20 protein-coding genes and 1 pseudogene are annotated in these 20,896 nt (G+C 72.5%); 9 read left to right on the top strand and 12 right to left on the bottom strand.

Annotated elements, in window-relative coordinates:
* Positions 1 to 39: 39 nt before the first annotated feature.
* From ACZ6TB_RS44615 to ACZ6TB_RS44625, 3 genes are read left to right on the top strand one after another with little or no spacing between them, the layout of a single operon-like run.
* Entirely contained in the window at positions 40 to 489 is a 450-nt protein-coding gene (locus tag ACZ6TB_RS44615; protein WP_465566599.1) for a hypothetical protein, read from the top strand.
* A 31-nt stretch (positions 490 to 520) separates the two neighbouring features.
* Positions 521 to 1,636, top strand: a complete 1,116-nt coding sequence (locus tag ACZ6TB_RS44620; protein WP_465566655.1) for an MFS transporter — start codon at positions 521 to 523, stop codon at positions 1,634 to 1,636.
* The gene (locus tag ACZ6TB_RS44625) at positions 1,633 to 2,178 is read left to right on the top strand and encodes a hypothetical protein (RefSeq protein ID WP_465566602.1); all 546 of its coding nucleotides are present in this window, start codon (positions 1,633 to 1,635) and stop codon (positions 2,176 to 2,178) included. The genes ACZ6TB_RS44620 and ACZ6TB_RS44625 overlap by 4 nt, the downstream gene beginning before the upstream one ends.
* Here ACZ6TB_RS44625 and ACZ6TB_RS44630 read toward each other — a convergent pair.
* The 4 genes from ACZ6TB_RS44630 to ACZ6TB_RS44645 are packed head-to-tail and all read right to left on the bottom strand — an operon-like array spanning position 2,087 to position 5,402.
* Positions 2,087 to 2,890: a metal ABC transporter permease gene (locus ACZ6TB_RS44630; protein WP_465566605.1), complete on the bottom strand. Its 804-nt coding sequence runs from the start codon at positions 2,888 to 2,890 to the stop codon at positions 2,087 to 2,089. The genes ACZ6TB_RS44625 and ACZ6TB_RS44630 overlap by 92 nt on opposite strands.
* A 13-nt stretch (positions 2,891 to 2,903) precedes the next feature.
* The gene (locus ACZ6TB_RS44635; RefSeq protein ID WP_465566608.1) at positions 2,904 to 3,716 is read right to left on the bottom strand and encodes a metal ABC transporter permease; all 813 of its coding nucleotides are present in this window, start codon (positions 3,714 to 3,716) and stop codon (positions 2,904 to 2,906) included.
* Complete coding sequence (locus tag ACZ6TB_RS44640) at positions 3,713 to 4,402, bottom strand: metal ABC transporter ATP-binding protein (protein WP_465566609.1); 690 nt, start codon at positions 4,400 to 4,402, stop codon at positions 3,713 to 3,715. Before ACZ6TB_RS44640 ends, ACZ6TB_RS44635 begins: the two co-directional genes overlap by 4 nt.
* 7 nt (positions 4,403 to 4,409) lie before the next feature.
* A complete protein-coding gene (locus ACZ6TB_RS44645; RefSeq protein ID WP_465566612.1) occupies positions 4,410 to 5,402 on the bottom strand; it encodes a metal ABC transporter substrate-binding protein in 993 nt (330 codons plus the stop codon).
* Between the two features lie 286 nt (positions 5,403 to 5,688).
* Here ACZ6TB_RS44645 and ACZ6TB_RS44650 point away from each other — a divergent pair, with 286 nt between their 5' ends.
* Both ACZ6TB_RS44650 and ACZ6TB_RS44655 read left to right on the top strand, forming a co-directional pair.
* On the top strand, positions 5,689 to 7,104 hold the full coding sequence (locus ACZ6TB_RS44650) for a glycoside hydrolase family 10 protein (protein ID WP_465566615.1): 1,416 nt from the start codon (positions 5,689 to 5,691) through the stop codon (positions 7,102 to 7,104).
* A 74-nt stretch (positions 7,105 to 7,178) separates the two neighbouring features.
* Positions 7,179 to 8,507 (top strand): extracellular catalytic domain type 1 short-chain-length polyhydroxyalkanoate depolymerase, encoded by a 1,329-nt coding sequence (locus ACZ6TB_RS44655; RefSeq protein WP_465566617.1) that lies wholly within the window; start codon positions 7,179 to 7,181, stop codon positions 8,505 to 8,507.
* 18 nt (positions 8,508 to 8,525) lie between these two features.
* Here ACZ6TB_RS44655 and ACZ6TB_RS44660 read toward each other — a convergent pair whose 3' ends face one another.
* The 4 genes and pseudogenes from ACZ6TB_RS44660 to ACZ6TB_RS44675 all read right to left on the bottom strand — a co-directional run bounded on the left by ACZ6TB_RS44660 (position 8,526) and on the right by ACZ6TB_RS44675 (position 11,334).
* Entirely contained in the window at positions 8,526 to 8,924 is a 399-nt protein-coding gene (locus ACZ6TB_RS44660; RefSeq protein WP_465566620.1) for a hypothetical protein, read from the bottom strand.
* A gap of 147 nt (positions 8,925 to 9,071) precedes the next feature.
* Positions 9,072 to 9,352: pseudogene (locus tag ACZ6TB_RS44665) on the bottom strand (permease); the annotation flags it as partial.
* 31 nt (positions 9,353 to 9,383) lie between these two features.
* On the bottom strand, positions 9,384 to 10,541 hold the full coding sequence (locus ACZ6TB_RS44670) for a 4-hydroxybenzoate 3-monooxygenase (protein WP_465566622.1): 1,158 nt from the start codon (positions 10,539 to 10,541) through the stop codon (positions 9,384 to 9,386).
* Positions 10,542 to 10,581: 40 nt separating this feature from the next.
* The gene (locus tag ACZ6TB_RS44675) at positions 10,582 to 11,334 is read right to left on the bottom strand and encodes an IclR family transcriptional regulator (protein ID WP_465566624.1); all 753 of its coding nucleotides are present in this window, start codon (positions 11,332 to 11,334) and stop codon (positions 10,582 to 10,584) included.
* Positions 11,335 to 11,411: 77 nt separating this feature from the next.
* Here ACZ6TB_RS44675 and pcaH point away from each other — a divergent pair, with 77 nt between their 5' ends.
* From pcaH to pcaDC, 4 genes are all read left to right on the top strand, one after another.
* Positions 11,412 to 12,158: a protocatechuate 3,4-dioxygenase subunit beta gene (pcaH, locus tag ACZ6TB_RS44680; protein ID WP_465566626.1), complete on the top strand. Its 747-nt coding sequence runs from the start codon at positions 11,412 to 11,414 to the stop codon at positions 12,156 to 12,158.
* Positions 12,155 to 12,715, top strand: coding sequence for a protocatechuate 3,4-dioxygenase subunit alpha (pcaG, locus tag ACZ6TB_RS44685; RefSeq protein ID WP_465566629.1), 561 nt, complete (start codon positions 12,155 to 12,157; stop codon positions 12,713 to 12,715). Before pcaH ends, pcaG begins: the two co-directional genes overlap by 4 nt.
* Positions 12,712 to 13,866, top strand: coding sequence for a lyase family protein (locus ACZ6TB_RS44690; RefSeq protein ID WP_465566631.1), 1,155 nt, complete (start codon positions 12,712 to 12,714; stop codon positions 13,864 to 13,866). Before pcaG ends, ACZ6TB_RS44690 begins: the two co-directional genes overlap by 4 nt.
* A 103-nt stretch (positions 13,867 to 13,969) precedes the next feature.
* On the top strand, positions 13,970 to 15,166 hold the full coding sequence (pcaDC, locus tag ACZ6TB_RS44695) for a bifunctional 3-oxoadipate enol-lactonase/4-carboxymuconolactone decarboxylase PcaDC (protein ID WP_465566633.1): 1,197 nt from the start codon (positions 13,970 to 13,972) through the stop codon (positions 15,164 to 15,166).
* 5 nt (positions 15,167 to 15,171) lie between these two features.
* Here the strand turns inward: pcaDC and ACZ6TB_RS44700 are convergent, their stop codons facing one another.
* From ACZ6TB_RS44700 to ACZ6TB_RS44715, 4 genes are all read right to left on the bottom strand, one after another.
* Positions 15,172 to 16,788, bottom strand: a complete 1,617-nt coding sequence (locus tag ACZ6TB_RS44700; protein ID WP_465566635.1) for a methyl-accepting chemotaxis protein — start codon at positions 16,786 to 16,788, stop codon at positions 15,172 to 15,174.
* Between the two features lie 35 nt (positions 16,789 to 16,823).
* On the bottom strand, positions 16,824 to 17,729 hold the full coding sequence (locus ACZ6TB_RS44705; RefSeq protein ID WP_465566637.1) for a hypothetical protein: 906 nt from the start codon (positions 17,727 to 17,729) through the stop codon (positions 16,824 to 16,826).
* A gap of 890 nt (positions 17,730 to 18,619) precedes the next feature.
* Entirely contained in the window at positions 18,620 to 19,843 is a 1,224-nt protein-coding gene (locus tag ACZ6TB_RS44710) for an MFS transporter (RefSeq protein WP_465566639.1), read from the bottom strand.
* 88 nt (positions 19,844 to 19,931) lie between these two features.
* Positions 19,932 to 20,888, bottom strand: a complete 957-nt coding sequence (locus ACZ6TB_RS44715; protein ID WP_465566656.1) for a LysR family transcriptional regulator — start codon at positions 20,886 to 20,888, stop codon at positions 19,932 to 19,934.
* Positions 20,889 to 20,896: the final 8 nt, after the last annotated feature.

The following is a 20,896-nucleotide window of genomic DNA, read 5'->3' on the forward strand; positions in this document are numbered from 1 at the left end:
GGCTGTGCTGGGGGGCGAATGCGGGGGGAAGGGCTGGTCATGCCGGCTAGAAAGATCGTGAACGTCGACGAGGCGCGCGGGTGGATCGTCGAGGGCAAGAGCTATCAGTGGATCATCGAGCAGTACCGGGAGCGCTACGAGGTCGAGACCACGGTGGCCATGTGGTCGAACTTCCGGCGGCGGCAGGGGGTCTCGACCCGGAACGTACGGGATGAGAGCCTGATCCCGTGGCGGGTCGAGGCGCCGCATCGCCGGGCGTACCTGGCCGAGATGCTGCGCCTGGAGGCCCGGGCCCGGGCGGAGGCGAAGCTCAGCGACCGCGAGCGGCACCGGCTCTCGCTGTTCCGGGCCAACCTGGCCGAGAACGACGCGGTCATCCATTACGACCCGGAGTCCGAGAACGGCTTCCACTACGTGCCGCGGCGGGCGGGCGTCGACCTCGACCTGATCCGGGTCCCGGAGCGCACGACGAAATGGACCCGGCGTTAAAAGCAGACGGTGGGCGGTCCTGGCGGCCGGCCTGCTCGCGACCACGGCCGGGTGCGCGTTCCAGTTCGGCCTGCCGTTCCTCATCCCGGCGTTCCGGGCCGAGGGCATGACGCTGGCCCGGGCCGGCCTGCTCGCCGGCGCACCCCAGGCCGGCCTGCTGATCACCCTGGTCGCGTGGGGCGCCGCCGCCGACCGCTGGGGTGAGCGCCGGGTGATGACCGCCGGGCTGGGCGTGGCCGGCGCCGTCCTGCTGGCCGTTCCCCGGCCGTCGGTGGCCGGGCTCGTCGTGGCGGGCGCCGCGAGCGCGGCGGTCAACGCCTCCAGCGGCCGGCTGATCCTGGGCTGGTTCGCCGCCCACGAGCGCGGCCTGGCCATGGGCATCCGGCAGGCCTCGGTGCCGCTCGGCGTGGCCTTCGCCGCTCTCGTGCTGCCCTCGTCGCCGGCCCGCGCCGGGCTCCTGATCCTCGGCCTGTTCTGCCTCTCGGCCGCCGTGGTCGCCGTGCTGGTCGTCCGCGATCCGGCGGCCCGGCCGGGCGCCGGCCCGCGGGCCGGAAACCCTTACCGCGTCCCGGTCCTGTGGCGGATCCACGCCGCCAGCGCCCTGCTCGTCGTGCCGCAGGCGACGGTGGCCACGTTCGCCCTGGTGTTCCTGGTCGAGGCGCAGGGCTGGCGCCCGTCGGCGGCCGGCGTCGTGCTGGCCGCCGGTCAGGCGGCCGGGGCCGCGGCGCGCCTCGCCGCCGGCTGGTGGTCGGACCGGGCCGGCTCGCGGCTGCGCCCGATGCGCGTGGTCACGGTGGCGATCGCGGCCGCCGTCGCCGTCCTGGCCGCGACCGGTCACGTCGCTGCCCTGCTGGTGGCCGGGGTGCTCACGGTCAGCCCCAACGGCCTCGCCTACACCGCCGTCGCCGAGCAGGCCGGCCACGCCTGGGCGGGCCGCGCGCTCGGCATCCAGAACACCGCCCAGAACCTGGTCGGCGCGGCCACGGCGCCGCTCATGGCGGTGCTCGCCGGGAGCGCCGGGTACGGCGCCGCGTTCGGGGCCGCCGCCGTCTTCCCCGTAGTGGCCGCCGTCGTCATCCCTAGGGGGCGGGGCAGGGACTTCACCGATGTCGGCTCGGGTAAGCCCGTTCCTAGGCTCACGACATGAGATTGATGGCCTTCGCCGCGCCGGGCCTCCTGCTGGCGTACGGCGTCCTGCGCTGGATCGACGGCCTCGACGGGCACCGCAAGGGCGGTCCCGCCTGGGACGTCGGACACGTCTGCTTCCTCGCCTCCATGCTGCTGTTCGTGGCGCTCGCCGTGGCCCTCTACCGCCGCGCCACCCGCACCCGCCGCATCGCCCTGGTCGCGGCGACCGCCGCCATCGCCGGCGAGGCCGGCATGATCTGGGTGATCATCGGCGACCTGAACGCCGGCTTCCCGGATCTGCCCGGCCCGCTCCAGGTGGCCGGCCCGATCCTCTTCGTCCTCGGCACGATCGCCCTGCTGAGCATCCAGGTCGCGGCCGGCCGGCTGCCGGTCTGGAGCCCGATGCTGTTCTTCCTGGGCTACACGGCGATCAGCGTCAACCTCGACCTGCTCCCGGCCGCGGCCCTGCTCATCCTGGGATCGCTGGCGCCGCTCGCACGCCTCGGCGCCACCCGCCCACTGCCATCGCGGCGAGCAGGAACCCCGTCGCGCACAGCGTGATCGCCGCGCCCGCGGCCACGTTCCACCGCGTCGAGACGGCCAGGCCCAGCACGCCGCTCGCCATCCCGATCGCCATGGCGAGCGGCGTCAGCAGCCCCAGCCGCGACGTCAGGGTCCGGGCCGCCGCCGCGGGCGCGACGAGCAGGGCCACAGCCTGGATGGTTCCCACCGCCGGCACGACCGTCACCACGACCACCTCGATCACGAGCAGCAAAGCAAGATCAACGGCTTTCGTCCGTACGCCGGAAGCTTGTGCCCCTTCGGGATCGAATCCGCCGAAGAGCAGCGGCCGGCCCAGCACCGCGAGGACGACGGCGACCGCCACGAGCACCGCCGCGGTCGTCGCCACGTCCCGGCCGGTGACCGTCACGATCGAGCCGACCAGGAACTCCGACAGGTCGATCGCGAACCCGTCGCGGGTGGCGACCAGTCCCACCCCGAGCGCGAACCCGCCCGCCAGCAGCACCCCGGTGGCCGCCGCCGAGCCCTGGCCCCGCCGCCGGCCGAGCGCCGCGACGCCGACCGCCACGATCGCGCCGGCCACCGCCCCGCCGAGATAGATGTTGATCCCGAGGATGGCCGCGGCCACCACCCCGGGAAACGAGGCGTGGGTCAGCGCCATCGTGAAGAACGACAGCCGCCGCAGCACGACCTGCACGCCGACCAGCCCACCGAGCGCCCCGACGAGCACCGCCTCGGCCCACCAGATCATCGAGCCCCCCAGATCATCGGGCCCACCGGCCGATCGGCAACGCCACCAGGTAGGCGCCCACCAGCAGCAGGACCACGGTGGACGCCGACGTCAGCCGCCAGCCGTGGTCGACCGACGCCGTCCAGCTCAGCCACAGCCCGAGCCAGCCCGCCCCGGCGATCAGGCCGGTCCCGATCAGCATGATCGGCACGAAGCGGGCCGTGAGCAGCCGGGCCGCCGCGGCCGGCACCACCAGCAGCGCCACCACCAGCACGGTCCCGACCGCGCGCATCGCCGCGACCACCACCAGCGCGACGATCAGGTTGAGCCACAGGTCGAGCCGCGCCACCCGGAACCCGGCCGCGGCCGCCGCGTCCGGATCGAACGCCCGGAACAGGAACTGGCGGCCGCCGGCGGCGAGCATCCCGAGCACCACCACCCCGAGCACGGCCGTCTCCGCGAGCTGCCGCGGGGTGACGGTCAGGATCCGGCCGAACAGGAAGGCGGTGAGATCCGACGCGTACGAGGAACGCCGCGACACCAGCACGACGCCGACCGCGAACATGCCCGTCAGCAGCACCGCCGTGGCCGCGTCCGCGCTCAGCCCGCCCGACCCGAGCGCCGTCAGCGCCACCGCCGTGAGCACCCCGGCCACCAGCGCCCCGAGGAACACCCCGTCGGCGCCGCCGGCGAGGAACCCGACGACCACGCCGGGAAAGACCGTGTGCGTCAGCGCGTCGGTCACGAACGACAGCCGCCGCACCAGCACGAACGCCCCGACCGGGCCGCACAGCGCGGCCAGCAGCAGCAGCTCGCCCAGCGCCCGCAGCATGAACGGCGTGGTCACAGCGTCACGAGCCCGCCGTACGCGGACCGCAGCAGCGGCTCGGTCAGCGTCGCCGACGGCGAGCCCACGGCGTGCACCTGCCCGTTCAGCAGACAGACCTGGTCGGCGTGCGCGCGGGCGAGATCGAGGTCGTGGGTGCTGATCACGACCGCGCACCCGGCCGCGGTCAGCTCGGCCAGGACGTCCAGGATCGCGTCCCGGCTCACGGCGTCGACCCCGTTGAACGGCTCGTCCAGCAGCAACAGCCGCGGCGCCGCGACCAAGGCCCGGGCGACCAGCACCCGCTGCCGCTGGCCGCCCGAGAGCAACCCGAACCGGTGGCCGGCCCGATCGGCGAGCCCGACCCGGTCCAGGGCGGCGAGCGCGGCGCGGCGGTCGGCGCGGCGGGTCGGGCGCCACCACCCCAGGCGGTGGTAGGCGCCCATCAGGGCCACCTGCGACGCGGTCACCGGGAAATCGGGCTCGACCACGGCCGCCTGAGGCACGTACGCGATCGGCTTGATGACCTCCAGCGACCCGGCGGCGACCGACGCGAGGCCGGCCACCGCCTTGATCAGAGTGGACTTCCCGGCGCCGTTGGGGCCGACCAGCGCGAGGGTCTCGCCGGCCCGCACCCCCAGCGACACGTCGCGGAGCACGATCTGCGCGCCGTAGCCGAGATCGCAGCCCTCGAGCCGCAAGGCCATCCCCATCTCAGCCGGCCAGCGCGGCGACGATGGTCTGCGTGTTGTGCCGCTCGGCGCCCAGGTAGGTCGCGCCGGGGGAGCCCGCCGGTCCGAGGCTGTCGCCGTAGAGGGCGTCGTCCCCGCCGATGACCTGCACGCCGGCCCGCGCGGCGATCGCGTCGGCGGTCTTCGGCGGCAGCGAGCTCTCGGTGAAGACGGCCTTCACCCCGGTCTCCTTGATCTTGGCGACCAGGTCGGTGAGCTGCTTGGCCGAGAGCTCGGCCGACGTGTCCATGCTCGGGATCACCGAGCCGACGAACTCCAGCCGGTAGCGATCCACGTAGTACCCGAAGGCGTCGTGGTTGGTGACGAGCTTGCGCCGGGCGGGCGGGATCTTCCCGTACGCGGCCAGATTGCCGGCGTCCAGCTGGTCCAGCTCGGCGTCGTAGGCCGCCAGGTTCGTCGCGAACGCGGCCGCGCGCGACGGGTCGGCGGCCGCCAGGCCCTTCTCGATGTCCGCGACCATGATCTTGGCGTTCAGCGGGTTGTGCCAGATGTGCGGGTCCTGCTCGCCGCCGTCCTCGACGCGCAGCGTCACGCCCCGGCCGGCGTCGACCACCGGCCCGTCGTAACCGGCCGACGAGATCGTCCGGTCGAGCCACTTCTCGAGGCCGACGCCGTTCTTGACGACCAGCCGGGCGGTCGCGATCGCCTGCATGTCGGCGGGGGTGGGCTCGTAGTCGTGCGGGTCGACGCCGGGCTTGACGATCTGGGTGACCTTGACGTCGCCGCCGCCGATGGTGCGCACGAAGTCGGCGACCTGGGGCGTGGTGGCCACGACCGGTACCGGGGCGCCGGCGCTCTCGGCGGCGCTCTCGGCGGCGCTCTCGGCGGCGGCCGAGCTCGTCGAGTCGCAGCCGGCGGCGAGGAGCAGGGCGGCGAGAGCCACCGCGAGGGGCAGGCGGCGCCTGGCGTACCCGTGCTTGGCGTCCATGGCGTTCACAGCGTTCTTGGCCTTCATGGCCGAAACGGTAATCGTTTTCAATAAAAATGGTCTAATCGCAATATGTGTTCGCACTGAAACGAATCAGTTCACGTCTCCGAAACTTCCGGAGATCGCGGCGCATCGTTATGTCCGGCTTAGTGTGCGATATGCGGACAGACCGGCAATATGGGAGCGCGCCCACGGACGAGTGCCAGAAAGCAAGAGGTTGTGATTACCGGTACATGCCGTTAATGTTTCGATCGATCCGGATCACTTTCTGCTGTATCGGTTTCACCGTCCCCCTGCACAGCTGGAAGGAATCATGAACCGTTCCCCCCGGCGGCGCGTCCTCGCCGCTTCGATCTCCGCCACCGCGGCCGTCCTGGCCGCCGCCGGCTCCGTGCTGCTGGCGGCGGGCAACGCCGATGCGGCCACCACGCTCGGCGCCTCGGCGGCCGCCACCGGCCGCTACTTCGGCACCGCCGTCGCCGCCTACAAGCTGAGCGACAGCGTCTACTCGACGATCCTCGACCGCGAGTTCAACATGGTCACCCCCGAGAACGAGATGAAGTGGGACGCCACCGAGCCCTCGCAGAACTCGTTCTCGTACTCCAGCGCCGACCAGATCGTCAGCCACGCCCAGGCGCACAACATGCGTATCCGCGGCCACGCGCTGGCCTGGCACTCGCAGCAGCCGGGCTGGGTGCAGAGCCTCTCCGGCACCGCGCTGCGCAACGCCATGGTCAACCACATCACCAACGTCGCCACCCACTACAAGGGCAAGATCTTCTCGTGGGACGTGGTGAACGAGGCGTTCTCCGACAACGGCGACGGCTCGCGCCGCTCGTCGAACCTGCAGAACACCGGCAACGACTGGATCGAGGTCGCGTTCAAGACCGCGCGAGCCGCCGATTCGACCGCCAAGCTCTGCTACAACGACTACAACACCGACGGCGTCAACGCGAAGTCGACCGCGGTCTACAACATGGTCAAGGACTTCAAGGCCCGCGGCGTGCCGATCGACTGCGTCGGCTTCCAGTCGCACATCAACTCGGCGTCCCCGCTGCCCGGTGACTACCAGGCGAACCTGCAGCGCTTCGCCGATCTGGGCGTCGACGTGCAGATCACCGAGCTGGACATCGCCGGGTCGGGCACGGCGCAGGCCAACACGTACGCCAATGTGGTCAAGGCCTGCCTCGCGGTGACCCGCTGCAACGGCATCACCGTGTGGGGCATCCGCGACTCGGACTCGTGGCGCTCGGGCGACACGCCGCTGCTGTTCGACAACAGCGGCAACAAGAAGGCCGCGTACACCTCCGCCTTGAACGCCTTGAACGCCGGCGGCCCGACCACCCCGCCCACCTCGCCGCCCACGTCGCCCACCACCCCGCCGACCTCGCCCACCACGCCGCCGACGTCGCCCACCTCCAGCCCGCCGCCGTCGAGCGCCGGCTGCAGTGCCACGGTCTCCCTCAACCAGTGGAACGGCGGGTTCGTGGCGACGATCCGGGTGACCGCCGGGTCGAGCGGGCTCAAGGGCTGGACCGTCGGGCTCACCCTGCCCGGCGGCGCCGCGATCACCAACTCGTGGAACGCCACCGCGAGCGGCAGCAGCGGCGCGGTGAGCTTCACCAACGTCAGCTACAACGGCTCGGTCGCGGCCGGGCAGTACACGGAGTTCGGGTTCCAGGGCACGGGCACCGGCCCGTCCGGAACGCCTACCTGCACCGCCCGATGAAGGGTCGCGGCCGCGGAACCTCCCCCGTCCGGTGTTCCGCGGCCGCACCCACCCCTTCTGTCTAAGGACCCGCCATGAAGAAACTGCTCGCCGGCCTCGCCGCCGCGGCGACGGTCGCCCTCGGGCTGGTGACCCTCCAGGCCTCGCCGGCCGCCGCCGCTTCCCTTCAGCAGATCACCAACTTCGGCACCAACCCGACCGGCCTCGGCATGTACCTGTACGTGCCGGACCGCCTCGCCGCCAACCCGGGCCTGCTGGTCGCCGTCCACTACTGCACCGGCAACGGCCCCGCGTTCTACTCCGGCACCGAGTTCCACACCCTCGCCGACCAGTACGGCTTCATCGTCATCTACCCGTCCGCCACCCGGTCCGGGAACTGCTTCGACAACTCCTCGGCCGGCGCGCTCACGCACAACGGCAACAGCGACCCGGCCGGCATCGTGTCGATGGTCCGGTACGTGCAGCAGCGCTACGGCACCGACGTGAACCGCACCTTCGTCAGCGGCGCGTCCTCGGGCGGCATGATGACGAACGTCCTGCTCGGCGACTATCCCGACGTGTTCGCGGCGGGCGCCGCCTTCATGGGCGTGCCGTTCGCGTGTTTCGCGGCCTCGGCCGGCGATCCCACCAACCCGGCGAACCAGGCGGGCTGGAACAGCACCTGCTCGGCCGGTCAGTCGATCAAAACCCCGCAGGCCTGGGGCGATCTCGTACGCGGCGCGTACCCCGGTTACTCGGGCCGGCGGCCGCGGATGCAGCTCTTCCACGGGACGACCGACACCACGCTGGCGTACCCGAACTTCGGTGAAGAGATCAAGCAGTGGACGAACGTGCTAGGCGTGAGCCAGACGCCGGTCGCCACCGACACGCCGCAGTCGGGCTGGACCCGTACCCGCTACGGCTCGAACACGACGCAGGCGCCGGTCGAGGGCATCAGCGTCGCCGGCGTCGGCCACTCGCTGCCGCTCTCCGGCCAGGCCCGCCTCGCGATCGCGTTCTTCGGCCTCGACGGCAGCACGCCCACGTCGCCGCCGCCCACGACGACCTCCCCGGTGCCGCCCACCACGTCGATGAGCCCGCCGCCCCCGGCCGGCTGCAAGATCACCCCGCAGATCAGCGCCTGGAACACCGGCCTGACCGCGAACATCACGATCACCAACACCAGCTCGTCCGCGATCAACGGCTGGAGCCTGGCGTTCACGCTGCCGTCCGGCCAGACCATCACGAACGGCTGGAACGCCTCGTACAACCCGAAGAGCGGCCAGGTGACGGCCACCAACGTGTCCTACAACGGCGCCCTGCCGGCCGGCGGCTCGACCACGATCGGCTACCAGGCCACGCACACCGGCAACGCCGCCGCCCCCACCGGCTACACCCTGAACGGCGCGGCCTGCACCACCTGACCGGGAGCCACCACCCGGTCAAGGGCCGCCGCGGTTTGACGCCGCGGCGGCCCTGCGCCGTACCCAGATCCAGCACATGCCAGGCGATGTCAACGCCGGCGGCGCCACCAGCAGCAGCCCGAGCACCGGCAGAATCAGCAGCCCTCCCACCCGCGGCTCGTGATGCCCGTGGCCATGCCCGTCGTCGTCGGCCTCCGCGGAATCGGAGCCCTGTTCCGTTTCCGCCGCCGGATGCGGAGCACCGCTCCGGAGCGAGTCCCAGAGCGTCATCACGGCGGCGACGAGCAACATCCCGGCGGCGACGAGGAACGGCCGCAGCCCCTCCTTCACGTAGCGCAGGTAGAGGTCGGTGGGCGAGGCCCGCAGGATCGCGCCGCCGACCAGAAGCAGGACCACCGCCTGCGTGAGCCGGCTCATCTACGCCCCGCCCCGAAAGCGCCGGGGATCGCACAAGCGCCGCCGCGGCTGGGCACGCCGCCGCGGCTGGGCACGCCGCCGCGGCTGGGCACGCCGCCGCGGCTGGGCACGCCGCCGCGGCTGGGCACGGCGCCGGGGATCACAGCAGGACCGCCCCGGTTGCGGCGCCGGCCAGCCCATCTCCATGGCCACGACCAGGCCGGCCGCACCCCGCGCCACCACCATCCCGGGACGGCCGGGGAAGGCCACCGCCGTCGCGGTCAGCACGATCGGGTTGATCGCGGGGCGGCCAGCAGGAAGGCCAGGGCCGCGGCCGGCGTCACGCCCCGGCGAATCAGCGAACCGGCGATCGGCACGCTGCCGCACTCGCACCCGGGCAGCACCACCCCGGCCAGTCCCGCCGCCGGCACCGCCGGCGCCGGGTGCCGGTCACCACCGCGCTGGCGGTTCTGGTGACGACTAAAACCCGATCGGCAGCCCCGCGTAGTTCTCGGCGAGACCGGTCGCCCCGGCATTCGAGGACGTGACCCACCGCAGCTGCGAGAGTTGCAGCTGCGCGTCGAACGGGTCGTCGCCGATGTGCAGCATGGTCGTCATCCACCAGGAGAAGTGCGTGCACCGCCAGACGCGGCGCAGGGCGTCGTCGGAGTACGAGTCCGTGAGCCCGTCGAAATGGTCCTTGAATCGGGCGGTCAGGGCCTTGGCCAGCAGCGTCACGTCGGCGATCGCCAGGTTCAGCCCCTTGGCGCCGGTCGGCGGCACGATGTGCGCGGCGTCCCCGGCCAGGAAGAGGTTCCCGTGCCGCATCGGCGTCTGCACGTAGCTGCGCATCGGCAGCACGCTCTTGTCGGTGATCGGGCCGGGGGTGAGCTTCCAGCCGTCCTGCCCGTGCCCGAGCCGCCGCGCGAGCTCCTCCCAGATCCGGTCGTCGGGCCAGGACGCCGGGTCGGTGCCGTTGGGAACCTGCAGGTAGAGGCGGCTCACGGTGGGGGAGCGCATCGAGTGCAGGGCGAAGCCGCCGGGGTGCCAGGCATAGATGAGCTCGTCGGTCGAGGGCGCGACATCGGCCAGAATCCCGAGCCAGCTGTACGGGTACGTCCGCTCGAAAGTCTCGGCCGGCACCGCGTTGCGGCTCGGCCCGAACGACCCGTCGCACCCCGCGATCACGTCGGCGTCCAGCCGCTGGGCCGTTCCCCCGGCGTCGACGTACGTCACGTACGGCCGAGAGGTTTCGACGTCGTGCAGCGTGGTCTCGGTGATCTCGTAGCGCACGTCCGCCGTACCGGCCGCCACCAGGTCCTTCTGCACCTCGGTCTGGCCGTAGACCCAGACCGTCCGGCCGGTCAGATCGACGAAGTCGAGATGATGCCGCTCGCCCGGCCACTGCAGGTAGATGCCGCGGTGCTCGTGCCCCTCGGCCCGCAGCCGGTCGCCCAGCCCCACCTCGGTGAGCAGGTCGACGCTCGACTGCTCGAGAATGCCGGCCCGGATCCGCGACGCCACGTACTCCTGGCTTCGGGTCTCGAGGACCACCGAGTCGACGCCGCCGCGGGCGAGCAGGTGGGAGAGGAGCAGGCCGGCGGGGCCCGCGCCGATGATGGCGACCTGGGTACGCATGGTCCCAGCCAACCTTTCCGGTCCCGCCCCGGGCAAGGCCCTATTTCCACTGGGTGGAAGCGGAGTCGCTCAGCACCCGGGTGATGCCCTGGGCCGCGACCTGCAGCGCCGACACCAGCCGGGCACGTTCGCGCCGCAGGTCGGGCACCACCAGACCGAGCGCGGCGACCACCTCGCCGCCCGCGCCGCGCACCGGCACCGCCACCGAGCAGGCGCCCAGGCTCATCTCCTCGCCGGTGGTCGCGTAGCCCTCGGCGCGCACCCGCCGGATCTGCTCCAGCAGCCGGGCCGGCTGCGTGATCGTGTAGGGCGTCACCCGGGTGAGCTTCCCCAGAACTTCGGCGACAACTTCCTCCTGCGCGTACGCGAGGAGCACCTTGCCGACTCCGGTGGCATGCATGGGAAGACGGGACCCGATCTTGCTGACCACCGGCACGGACACGTGCCCGGAGAGGCGGTCGATGTAGAGCACCTCGATGCCGTCCCGGACCGCCAGGTGCACCGTGGCCAGCGTCGCGCCGTACAGGTCATGGAGGAAGGGCGAGGCCGCCTGGCGCAGTCCCGCCTGCACCGGCGCCAGCAGACCCAGGTCCCAGAGGCGGCGGCCGATCACGTACTCGCCCGAGTCGAGCCGGGCCAGGGCGCCCCACGCGCGCAGCTCGCCGACCAGCCGGTGCGCGGTGGCCAGCGGCAGGCCCGAGCGCCGGGCCAGCGCGCTGAGCGTGAGCGTGCGGTGGTCGGGGTCGAACGCGCCGAGCAGGGCGAGGGCGCGCGAGGTGACGCTGGCCGGCATGGCTGTCCTTCCCTTGCCTTCCGTTCAGTGGAAGCTCAGTATCGCGCCCGGCGTGCCGGGGGCCTAGCGTCGGGTTGGTGACGACCACCCAGGCGGACATCAGCCGCGAGATCCAGGACGGCCAGGGAGGCTCGCACGAGCACCAGCCGCGCCTCGACTACCCGGCCTATCGCAGCAGCATCCTGCGTCATCCGACCAAGTCGCCGCAGCCCGCCGACCCCGAGGGCGTCGAGCTGTGGGCGCCCTGCTTCGGGCACTCCGACGTCGGCGACGCCGAGGCCGACCTGACCATTCAGCACGCGGGCGAGCCGCAGGGCTCCCGGATCACGGTCAGCGGCCGTCTGCTGGACGGCGACGGGCGAGCGGTGCCGCACCAGCTGGTGGAGATCTGGCAGGCGAACGCGGCCGGCCGGTACGCGCACCTGCGCGACCAGCACCCGGCGCCGCTCGATCCGAACTTCTCCGGTCAGGGCCGCTGCCTCACGGACGCGGACGGGTGGTACCGCTTCACCACTGTCCAGCCCGGGCCGTACCCGTGGCGGAATCATCTGAATGCCTGGCGGCCGGCGCACATCCACTTCTCGCTGTTCGGCACCGACTTCACCCAGCGCCTGATCACCCAGATGTACTTCCCGGGCGACCCGCTGTTCCCGTACGACCCGATCTTCCAGTCGGTGACCGACCCCAAGGCGCGGGAGGCGCTGATCGCGACCTACGAGCACGACCTGACCAGTCCCGAGGTCAGCCTCGGCTACCGTTGGGACATCGTGCTGACCGGCAGTCACCGCACCCCGCTCGACACGGACCACGAGGAGCCCGCGTGACCGCCGCGCCCGGACAGACCGTCGGCCCGTTCTTCCACCTCGGGCTGCCGTACGAGGGCGGGAACGCCCTGGTGCCGCCCGGCCGCGCCGGGGCGATCCGGCTGCACGGCCGCGTCCTGGACGGCGACGGCGTCCCCGTGCCGGACGCGCTGATCGAGATCTGGCAGGCCGACCCCGCCGGCAAGGTGTGCCGGGTGCCCGGGTCGCTGCGCCGGGACGGGTGGACGTTCACCGGCTTCGGCCGGGCCGCGACCGACGCCGACGGGCACTACTGGTTCTCGACCCTCGAACCGGGCGAGACCCAGCCCGGCCGGCCGCCGTTCTTCGCCGTCACCGTCTTCGCCCGCGGCCTGCTCGACCGGCTGTTCACCCGGGCGTACCTGCCCGGCCCCGGCGTCTTCGGCGCCGACCCGCTGCTGGACGCGGTCGATCCCGCCCGCCGGGACACGCTGATCACCACCCGGGACGACGCGGGCCTGGTCTTCGACATCCACCTGCAGGGACCGCGGGAGACCGTGTTCCTCAGCTTCCCGAAACACCGTGGCGTCTGGGCATGAGCGACCTGCTCTGGCCCGGCGACGCCCGGGCCGGCGACCTGTTCACCGACGCGGCCGTGCTGGCCGCGATGATCCGCGTCGAGGAGGCGTGGCTGGCGGCTCGTGGCGTGCCCGCTTCGCTGTCCTCGCTCGTCGACGCCTCCGCGGACTTGTCTGATTTGTCGGGCGAAGCGGAAGGCGGGGGCAATCCGGTCATTCCGCTGCTGAAGCTGCTGCGGGAGCGGGGCGCGCCGGCCGGGTTGCATGCCGGGCTGACCAGTCAGGATGTGCTGGACACCGCGCTCATGCTGGCTCTGCGAGCGGCGCTCGACCGGGTAAGCGCGCTTTTATCGGAACAAATCGGAAATATCGCAGCGACGGCGGATCGGCACCGCGGAACCCGGATGGCGGCGCGCACGCTGACGCAGCATGCCGTGCCGACGACGTTCGGCCTCAAGGCAGCCGGCTGGCTGACCGCCGTTCTCGATGCTCGCGACGCCGTCGGCGCGCTGAGCTTCCCCGTGCAGATCGGCGGCGCCGCCGGAAGTCTCGCCGCGCCGGCGGTGGTGCTCGGGTCCCCCGGCGGCGCCCTCTCGTCCGCCGCCCGGACGGCCGAGATTCTCGGCCTCGGGGTCTCGATGCCGTGGCACACCGCCCGCGGCCCGTTCACCCGGGCCGCCGACGCGATGGTGACGTGCACCGACGCCTGGGGCAAGATCGCCAACGACGTGCTGCTCGGCAGCCGGCCCGAGATCGGCGAGCTGTCGGAGTCCCCGGTCGAGGGGCGGGGTGGCTCCTCGGCCATGCCCAACAAGCGGAATCCGGTGCTCTCGGTGCTGATCCGCCGCGCCGCCCTGGCCGCGCCCCCACTGGCCGCCACCATGCACACGGCCGCCGCCGCCATGATCGACGAACGCCCCGACGGCGCCTGGCACGTCGAATGGGCCACCCTGCGAACCCTGGCCCGCCGCACGGTCGTGGCCGCCGACCAGACCGCCGAGTTGCTGGCCGGCCTGCACGTGAACGCCGACCGCATGGCAGCGACGCTGGCCGCCGCCCGCCCCGGAATAGACGCCGAGCGCGACAAGCTCGGCGCGGAAGGGCCGTATTTGGGCGCCGCCGACGAGATCATCGACGCCGCCCTGGCCCGCGCGGAGGTGAAGCCATGCTGACCGTGGCCGCCGCGTTCCCCACCCCACCCTCGTTGGGTGGGGCGACATTACGGCCCGCGTACGACATTTCTCGCGGCCTGTCCACACCTGCGGCGGTGACCACATGCTGACGGCCGTCACTCTGGTCGACGCGCCCGACCGGCCCCTTCTGCTGCTCGGACCCTCCCTCGGCACCTCGGTCGAGTCCCTCTGGGGGCGCTGCGCCCGGCTGCTCACCGGCGGCTACCACGTCGTCGGGTGGGAACTCCCCGGGCACGGGCAGGGCGAGCCGGCCACCGCCGGGTTCGGGGTTCCGGGACTGGCCAAGGCGGTGCTCGAGCTGGTCGACCGGATCCGGCCGGGTGCGACGTTCCGGTACGCGGGCGACTCGGTCGGCGGGGCCGTCGGGCTTCAACTGCTGCTGGACGCGCCCGGGCGGGTCGAGTCGGCCGTACTCGTGTGCACCGGGGCGAAGATCGGCGAGGCCGGTGGGTGGCGTCAGCGGGCCGAGACCGTGCGCGCCGAAGGGACCCAGGCGGTCGTGGCCGGGTCGATCCAGCGGTGGTTCTCGCCGGGCTTTCCGGAGAAGGAGCCGGAGGTCGCCCGGGAGCTGATCGACGCGCTGCGGGGCGCCGACCCGGAGAGCTACGCGCTGGTGTGTGAGGCGCTCGCGACCTTCGACGTGCGGGAACGGCTCGGGGCGATCGAGGCGCCGGTGCTCGCGCTCGCCGGCGTCGACGACCTGCCCACGCCGCCGGACGGGCTCGCCCTCATCGCCGGGAACGTGCGGCACGGCGAGCTCGTGACGCTCGACGGCGTCGCCCATCTCGCGCCGGCCGAGGCGCCGGCCACCGTGGCCTCGCTGATGGACGGGCACTTCGGCGGCGTACGCGACGAGGGCGTCACCGGCGGCATCCGGGCGCGCGGCGGCGAGAGGTGGCGGGCGAGGGAAGACGTGCGGGCGGCCGGGATGGCGGTCCGGCGGCAGGTGCTCGGCGACGCCCATGTCGACCGGGCGGTGGCGGGCACGACGCCGTTCACCGAGGACTTTCAAGAGCTGATCACCGCGTACGCGTGGGGAGAGATCTGGACCCGACCGGGCCTGGACCGCCGCAGTCGCTCGATGATCACCCTCACCGCGCTGGTGGCGCTCGGGCACCACGAGGAGCTCGCCATGCACGTGCGGGCGGCCCGGACCAACGGGCTCAGCAACGACGAGATCAAGGAAGTGCTGCTGCAGTCCGCGATCTACTGTGGGGTGCCGGCCGCGAACACGGCGTTCCGGATCGCCCAGCAGGTCCTGCGGGAGCTCGACGACTGAGAACCTCAGACCCGGAACTGGCCCACGAGCGTACGCAGCCCGTTGCTCAGCTCGGACAGCTCCACCGTCGCGTGCTGGATCTCGATGACGCCGTCGGTCGTGGTGCGCGCGCCCGACGAGATGGTCGCGATGTTGGCGGCGATGTCGCCGGAGCTCGTGCTCGACTGCGTGATCGTCCGGTTGATCTCGTCGGTGGTGGCCGACTGCTCGCGTACGGCCGTCGCGATCGTCGCCTGGAACTCGCTCAGCCGGCCGGTGATCTCGACGATCTGGCCGATCGCCTCGGTGGCCAGCCCGGTGTCCTGCTGGATGCTCTGCACCTTGGCCGTGATGTCGTCGGTCGCGCCCTCGGTCTCCTGGGCCAGCTCCTTCACCTCGCCGGCCACGACCGCGAAGCCCTTGCCCGACTCGCCGGCCCGGGCCGCCTCGATCGTCGCGTTCAGGGCGAGCAGGTTCGTCTGCTGGGCGATCGCCGTGATCGCCTGGACGATCTCGCCGATCTGCCGGCTCGACCCGGCCAGCCGGCCGACCACCTCCTGCGTCGCCCGCGCCGCCGCCATGCTCTGCTCGCAGACCTTCGCCGCCTCGCCCGCGGTGCCCGCGATCCGCTGCAACGAGCCGCCCAGCTCCTCGGCCCCGGTGGCGGCCATGCGGACGTTCCCGAAGACCTCGTCGGCGGCGTTCACGACCTCGCCCGACCGATGGGACGTGGCCTTGGCGTTCACGATGATCTGGATGGCGGTCGTGGTGAGGGTCTCGCTGGCGTGCGCCACCGTCGCGGCGGACGAGCCGATTTCCCGTACGGTCGAGGCGATCTTCTCGACGAAGGTGTTGAACGACCGGCTCACCCCGGTCAGCTCGTCATGCCCCGACGTGTCGAGCCGCCGCGTCAGGTCGCCCTCGCCCTCGGCGATGTCCGCGAGCCGGTCACCGAGAGCCCCCAGCGGCCGGATGATCGACAGCGCCAGCACGATCGCCAGCACCACCGAGACCAGCAGCGCCAGGCTGCCCACCACGGTGGCCACGTTCCGGGTGCGGGCCGCCGTCGAGTCCGACACGTGATGCGCCCGGGCCTCCTGCTGCCGGGCGCTGCCGAGCAGCCGGTTCACGCCGCCCGCGATCACCGCGTACAGGTCGAGCCCCGGCCCGTCGACCAGGTAGTTGGCCTCCGCGGTCCCGGCCGGCGTCGACGCCCGATAGCCGGCGATCACCCGGTCGTCCATGTCCTCGAACTTGGCGAACCCGCCCCGGATCGTCACGACGTCGGCCTGCTCGGAGGCGGTCAGCGGCAGGGCGGCCAGGAAGTCGAGCTCGTGCGTGAAGCTGTCCATCGCCGCCAGGAACGCGGCCCGCGACTTGGCGGTGTCCTCGGTCGCGTTCGCCTCGCCGCGGACGACGTCGAACGCGTACCCCGCCTGCCAGCCACTGATGTCCGTGACCCGGAACTTGAGCTGTTGCGCCGCGTCGAGCTTGGCCGCCGCCGCGGCCAGCGAGACCGCCGTGGCCCGGGTGCCGTTTGCCGACCACAGCGCGGCCGCCCAGATGGCCACCACGCAGAACGACAGCAGCAGAAACCCGGCCACGAGCCGGGTGGTCACCCGCACGCGCCGAAGAAGGCTCACAAAACGCGATGATATCGGGCAAACCGCGTTTCGATTCAGAGAACGAGCCGCCCCGAGGCCCGCAACACGACCAGCGCGTCCGCCGTGACCCACGGGTTGGCCCGGCGCACGCTGGTCCCACCCCAGTCCTCCGGCGCCCGGTGGTAGCGCCCCGAGGCCGCCCACCCGCCGTCCGGCAGCCGCATCGACTCGAGCAGATCGAGCGCGTCGGCGCAGCGGGGGTCGTCGATCCGGCCGAGCTCGGCCATGCCCGTGAGGCCGCCGAGGATGTCGTAGTGCCAGTAGAGCGGGTAGTGCAGCTTTCGGAAGTCGGACCGGATCAGCTCGCCGTCGCTCCGGCGGAACGCGAGCCGCCGCGTAAGAAAGACTTCGGCGGCCTTCTCCGCCGCTTCGATCCGGCCGTACGCGTGGAGCCCGCGCATCGGGGTGAGCGTCTCGCAGAACGAGGACGTGCCGGCGGTGGGGTCGCGGTCGCAGTTCCAGCCACCGTCCGGCCATTGCCAGTCCTCGAGCAGGTCGGCCAGCCGCTCGCACCGCTCGTCGGCCAGGCCGAGCCGGGTCAGCGCCCGGAGCGCGTTGCCCTGCTGGGAGGCGTGCGCCCGGTGCCGCCCGTCGAGGAGGGGAACGCCGCGCCGGCCGTACGGCGTCGTGGAGTGCAGGTAGAAGTCGTCGGCCAGCCAGGTGTCGAGCACCCGGTCGCGCAGCGGGTGGAGGGCTTCGTCCCCGGGCGGGTGACCGATGTCGGCGAGGGTGGCGAGAACCCAGTGGGCGCCGTCCCATTTCGCGTAGGGACGGCGGAGGTCGGCCCGAGCAAGGAGGCGCGTCGCGAGGGGCGAGTCGGTGGGGGGTGGGGTGGTCTCGCCGAGGACGCCGGTGCGCACTCTCCAGCGGATCGCGGGCTCGGGGGATTGCAGCAGGGCTTCGAGGGTGGCCGCATGCACGGTGCGATTGTCGCAGACGGGGTGGGTTCGGTTGAGGGGGTGCGAAGGCTGTTGACCGTGGTGCTCGTTGATGGGGGCGTTGGCTGGGGCGTGTGACCTTGCCGAGGGCGGGCCGTGCCTGTGCCAGGTGGTGCCTTTGTCTGGGCCGCGCCATCGTCGGAGCCCTGCTGGGAATGCCCAGTCCGAGTCGGGCCGTGCCTTCCTCGGAGCCGTGCCGTGCCTTCCTCGGAGCCGTGCCGTGCCACGCCGAGCGGTGCCGTGCCGATCCGTTCCCCAGCCGCCGAGCCCGCCCTCCTCAGGGGGTGCCCCCGCTGGCCATTGTGGCGGAAATCGAGGGCGTCCGCCCGGATGGTGGCGCCGCCTTGTGTACGGACCCTCCGATGTGGAAAACGAGCAATGATCGGCGAAATGTGCTTCACCCCGCGTCGGGCGGTTCGCCGCAGTAGGCAATGAAGAATTTGTGCGCGCTACGAACACAAACTCTTCAGCGCTTACGAGGAGCGGGGCTGGGACGCGGCGCGGGGTCAGGGGCGGCGGTCATGGCGGCGCTGGGACGGGGCGCGGCGCTGGGGGCAGGGCGCGGTGCGGGGTCGGGGCGGGGGTCGTGGCGGCGCTGGGACGGGGCGCGGCGCTGGGGCAGGGCGCGGTGCGGGGTCGGGGCGGGGGTCATGGCGGCGCTGGGACGGGGCGCGGCGCTGGGTCAGGACGGCGCGGGGTCAAGACGGCGCTGGGGCAGGGCGCGGCGCGGGGTCGGGGCGGTGCGGAGCCAGGGCGGTGCGAGGCCAAGGCGGCAAGGGATGAGGGCGGCGCAGGGCCAAGGCGGAGCCGCGCGCAAAGCGGAGCGGTACCGCACGCGCCGGGAGGTGGGGCGAGAGGGAGAGCGGGGCGTCCTACTCGGTCACGTTCAGGGGCGGCGCACTCCGCGGCACCACCACCAGCGCCACCACAGCGAGCGCCGAAGACACGACGGCCAGCACGCCCAGCGCCGGCTGCAGGCCTCCCGTTACGGCCTTGAAGGCGGCCACCAGCAACGGCGAAGCGAACTCTCCGACGAACAGGAAACCCGTCCACAAGCCGGTGCCGCGGCCCCGCTCGGCGAAGTGCAGACGGTTCGTGGCCCAGGTCAGCATGACGGGGAGCAGCAAGCCGGTGCCGAGGCCGGTGACCATCGCGCCGGCCGTGACCGTCGCTACGTTGCCGGCGGCGAAGACTATCGCCAGGCCCGCGGCGGCCAGGCCGAAGGCGATCGGCAGCAGGGTGCGCGGGCGCCGGGACGACAGCTTGGCGAACGAGGCGGAGCCGGCGGCGGTCGCCAGGGACATGGCGGCGCTGACGCCGCCGATCGCGGCGCTGGAGGTCACGCCGAGGTCGTCGAGCACGAACGACAACTGCACGACCAGCGCGTAGAACACCACGCCGCCGACCAGGGTGATCAGGCAGGGGACGAGAAGCGTGCGCCACGGCAGCGGCGGGAGCTTGGCGGCGCGAAAGGGGCGGGCGGCGGCGCGGAAGGGGCGGGCGGCGGCCGCCGGCTGCCAGAGCAGGCGCGCCATCGGGATCACGAGGACCAGCGCGACCAGGTACAGCCAGAACGGCGTACGCCATCCGGCCGCGCCGAGGGCGCCGCCCAGCGCGAGAAACACCGTCGCCGCAACGGTTGCGACCAAGGTTTGCAGGCCCAGATACCGGCTGCGCCGCGAGCCGTCCCAGTAGTCGGCGATCAGCGTCGTGCAGCAGGTCATGATGGCGGCCTCGCACAGGCCGACGACCGCCCGGCTCGCGATGATCGCGCCGAGTGAGCTCAGGTAGAGCGGGGCGGTTCCGGCCGCGGCGTAGACGACCAGGGCGACCAGCAGCAGGCGCTTGCGGTCGATCGCGTCGATGACCAGGCCGGCGAACGGCGCGGTCAGGCCGACCAGCAGGGCGGGGATGGTCAGCACGATCGGCACCAGCACGTCGGCCCCGGCGACGCCGGCGAAGTGGTCCTCCATCTTCGGCAGGACGGGCGCGATCAGCACGGCGCCGAGCACGGCCAGGCAGCTTCCGGCCAGCAGCAGGACGAGCTGCGCGGGGCCGGCCTGGCGTGGCGGGGATTCGACCGAAATGTCCAGCACGATGAGCCCTTCCCAAGGGGAGACGCGGATCACACCGGACTATCAAGCTCGCGGCAGTAAGAAGGAAGACCGATTCCGCCTATGGGCCTCATAAACGCAACTGATGGCCGGCGGCGGCGAGCACCCCGCGCAGCCACACGTGGGCGGGGTCGTTCTGGTAGATCGGGTGCCACCAGAAGGCCTCGGCCAGGGGCACCGCATCAAACGGGCACGGCAGGATGCGTACGCCCGCCGGCGCCGCCAGAAGGGAGGCGAGGCGCTCCTGCAGAAGCGCCACCCGCCGGGTCCCGGCCACCAGGAACGGCATCGGCAGGAAACCGTCGGCGACCACCTCGACCCGCGGCTCGATGCCGAGCATGCGCAGCTGCTGGGCGGCCGGCGCGAACGCGGTCCGCAGGTTGTAGAGCACCACCCAGGGCAGCGAGCCGAGCTGCTCGAGGGTCAGGGCGGCGCCGACGTCGGGATGGTCCTCGGAGACGATGCACACCCAGCGGTCCTCGTAGAGGTCGAGGAACGGGATGTCGGTCAGGAACCCGTGCGGCAGCAGCAGCCCGTCGGCGGTCCGCAGCGTCTCGGCCGCGTGGTCGACGGTGTACGGCGTCGTGTACTGCATGCGCAACCGGATGCCGGGGGCCGCGTCGGCCAGGCGCCGGGCGATGAGCGGGCCGAGGACCGTGGCCGCGTAGTCGGACGTGATGATCGTGAACTCGCGCTCGACCGCCGACGGGTCGAAGTCCGGCGTCACGTCGAAGACCCGGCGCACCCCGGTCAGCGCCGGGCCGGTCAGCGCCAGCAGCTGGGCCGAGAGCGGGGTCAGCTCGTACCGGTTGCCGGCCCGGGCCAGCAGCGGGTCGCCGAAGTGCCGCCGCAGACGGGCCAGGGCGGCACTCACCGCCGGCTGGCTCACCCCGAGCGACTCCGCGGTGCGCGTGACGTTCCGCTCGCGCAGCAGGGCATCGAGGGTGACCAGCAGGTTCAGATCGAGGTTCGCGAGCATCCGGTCGACCGGCACCGCCGAAGTATAAGCACCGCTGATGCCGAGCATCACCAGTT

Source organism: Actinoplanes sp. NPDC051537 (genome assembly GCF_055586105.1).

Coding starts and splice junctions, on each gene's coding strand:
- ACZ6TB_RS44615 (WP_465566599.1), top strand. CDS start 40: ATGCCGGCTAGAAAGATCGTGAACGTCGACGAGGCGCGCGGGTGGATC.
- ACZ6TB_RS44625 (WP_465566602.1), top strand. CDS start 1,633: ATGAGATTGATGGCCTTCGCCGCGCCGGGCCTCCTGCTGGCGTACGGC.
- ACZ6TB_RS44630 (WP_465566605.1), bottom strand. CDS start 2,890: ATGATCTGGTGGGCCGAGGCGGTGCTCGTCGGGGCGCTCGGTGGGCTG.
- ACZ6TB_RS44640 (WP_465566609.1), bottom strand. CDS start 4,402: ATGGCCTTGCGGCTCGAGGGCTGCGATCTCGGCTACGGCGCGCAGATC.
- ACZ6TB_RS44645 (WP_465566612.1), bottom strand. CDS start 5,402: ATGAAGGCCAAGAACGCTGTGAACGCCATGGACGCCAAGCACGGGTAC.
- ACZ6TB_RS44650 (WP_465566615.1), top strand. CDS start 5,689: ATGAACCGTTCCCCCCGGCGGCGCGTCCTCGCCGCTTCGATCTCCGCC.
- ACZ6TB_RS44655 (WP_465566617.1), top strand. CDS start 7,179: ATGAAGAAACTGCTCGCCGGCCTCGCCGCCGCGGCGACGGTCGCCCTC.
- ACZ6TB_RS44660 (WP_465566620.1), bottom strand. CDS start 8,924: ATGAGCCGGCTCACGCAGGCGGTGGTCCTGCTTCTGGTCGGCGGCGCG.
- ACZ6TB_RS44670 (WP_465566622.1), bottom strand. CDS start 10,541: ATGCGTACCCAGGTCGCCATCATCGGCGCGGGCCCCGCCGGCCTGCTC.
- ACZ6TB_RS44675 (WP_465566624.1), bottom strand. CDS start 11,334: ATGCCGGCCAGCGTCACCTCGCGCGCCCTCGCCCTGCTCGGCGCGTTC.
- ACZ6TB_RS44690 (WP_465566631.1), top strand. CDS start 12,712: ATGAGCGACCTGCTCTGGCCCGGCGACGCCCGGGCCGGCGACCTGTTC.
- pcaDC (WP_465566633.1), top strand. CDS start 13,970: ATGCTGACGGCCGTCACTCTGGTCGACGCGCCCGACCGGCCCCTTCTG.
- ACZ6TB_RS44715 (WP_465566656.1), bottom strand. CDS start 20,888: ATGCTCGGCATCAGCGGTGCTTATACTTCGGCGGTGCCGGTCGACCGG.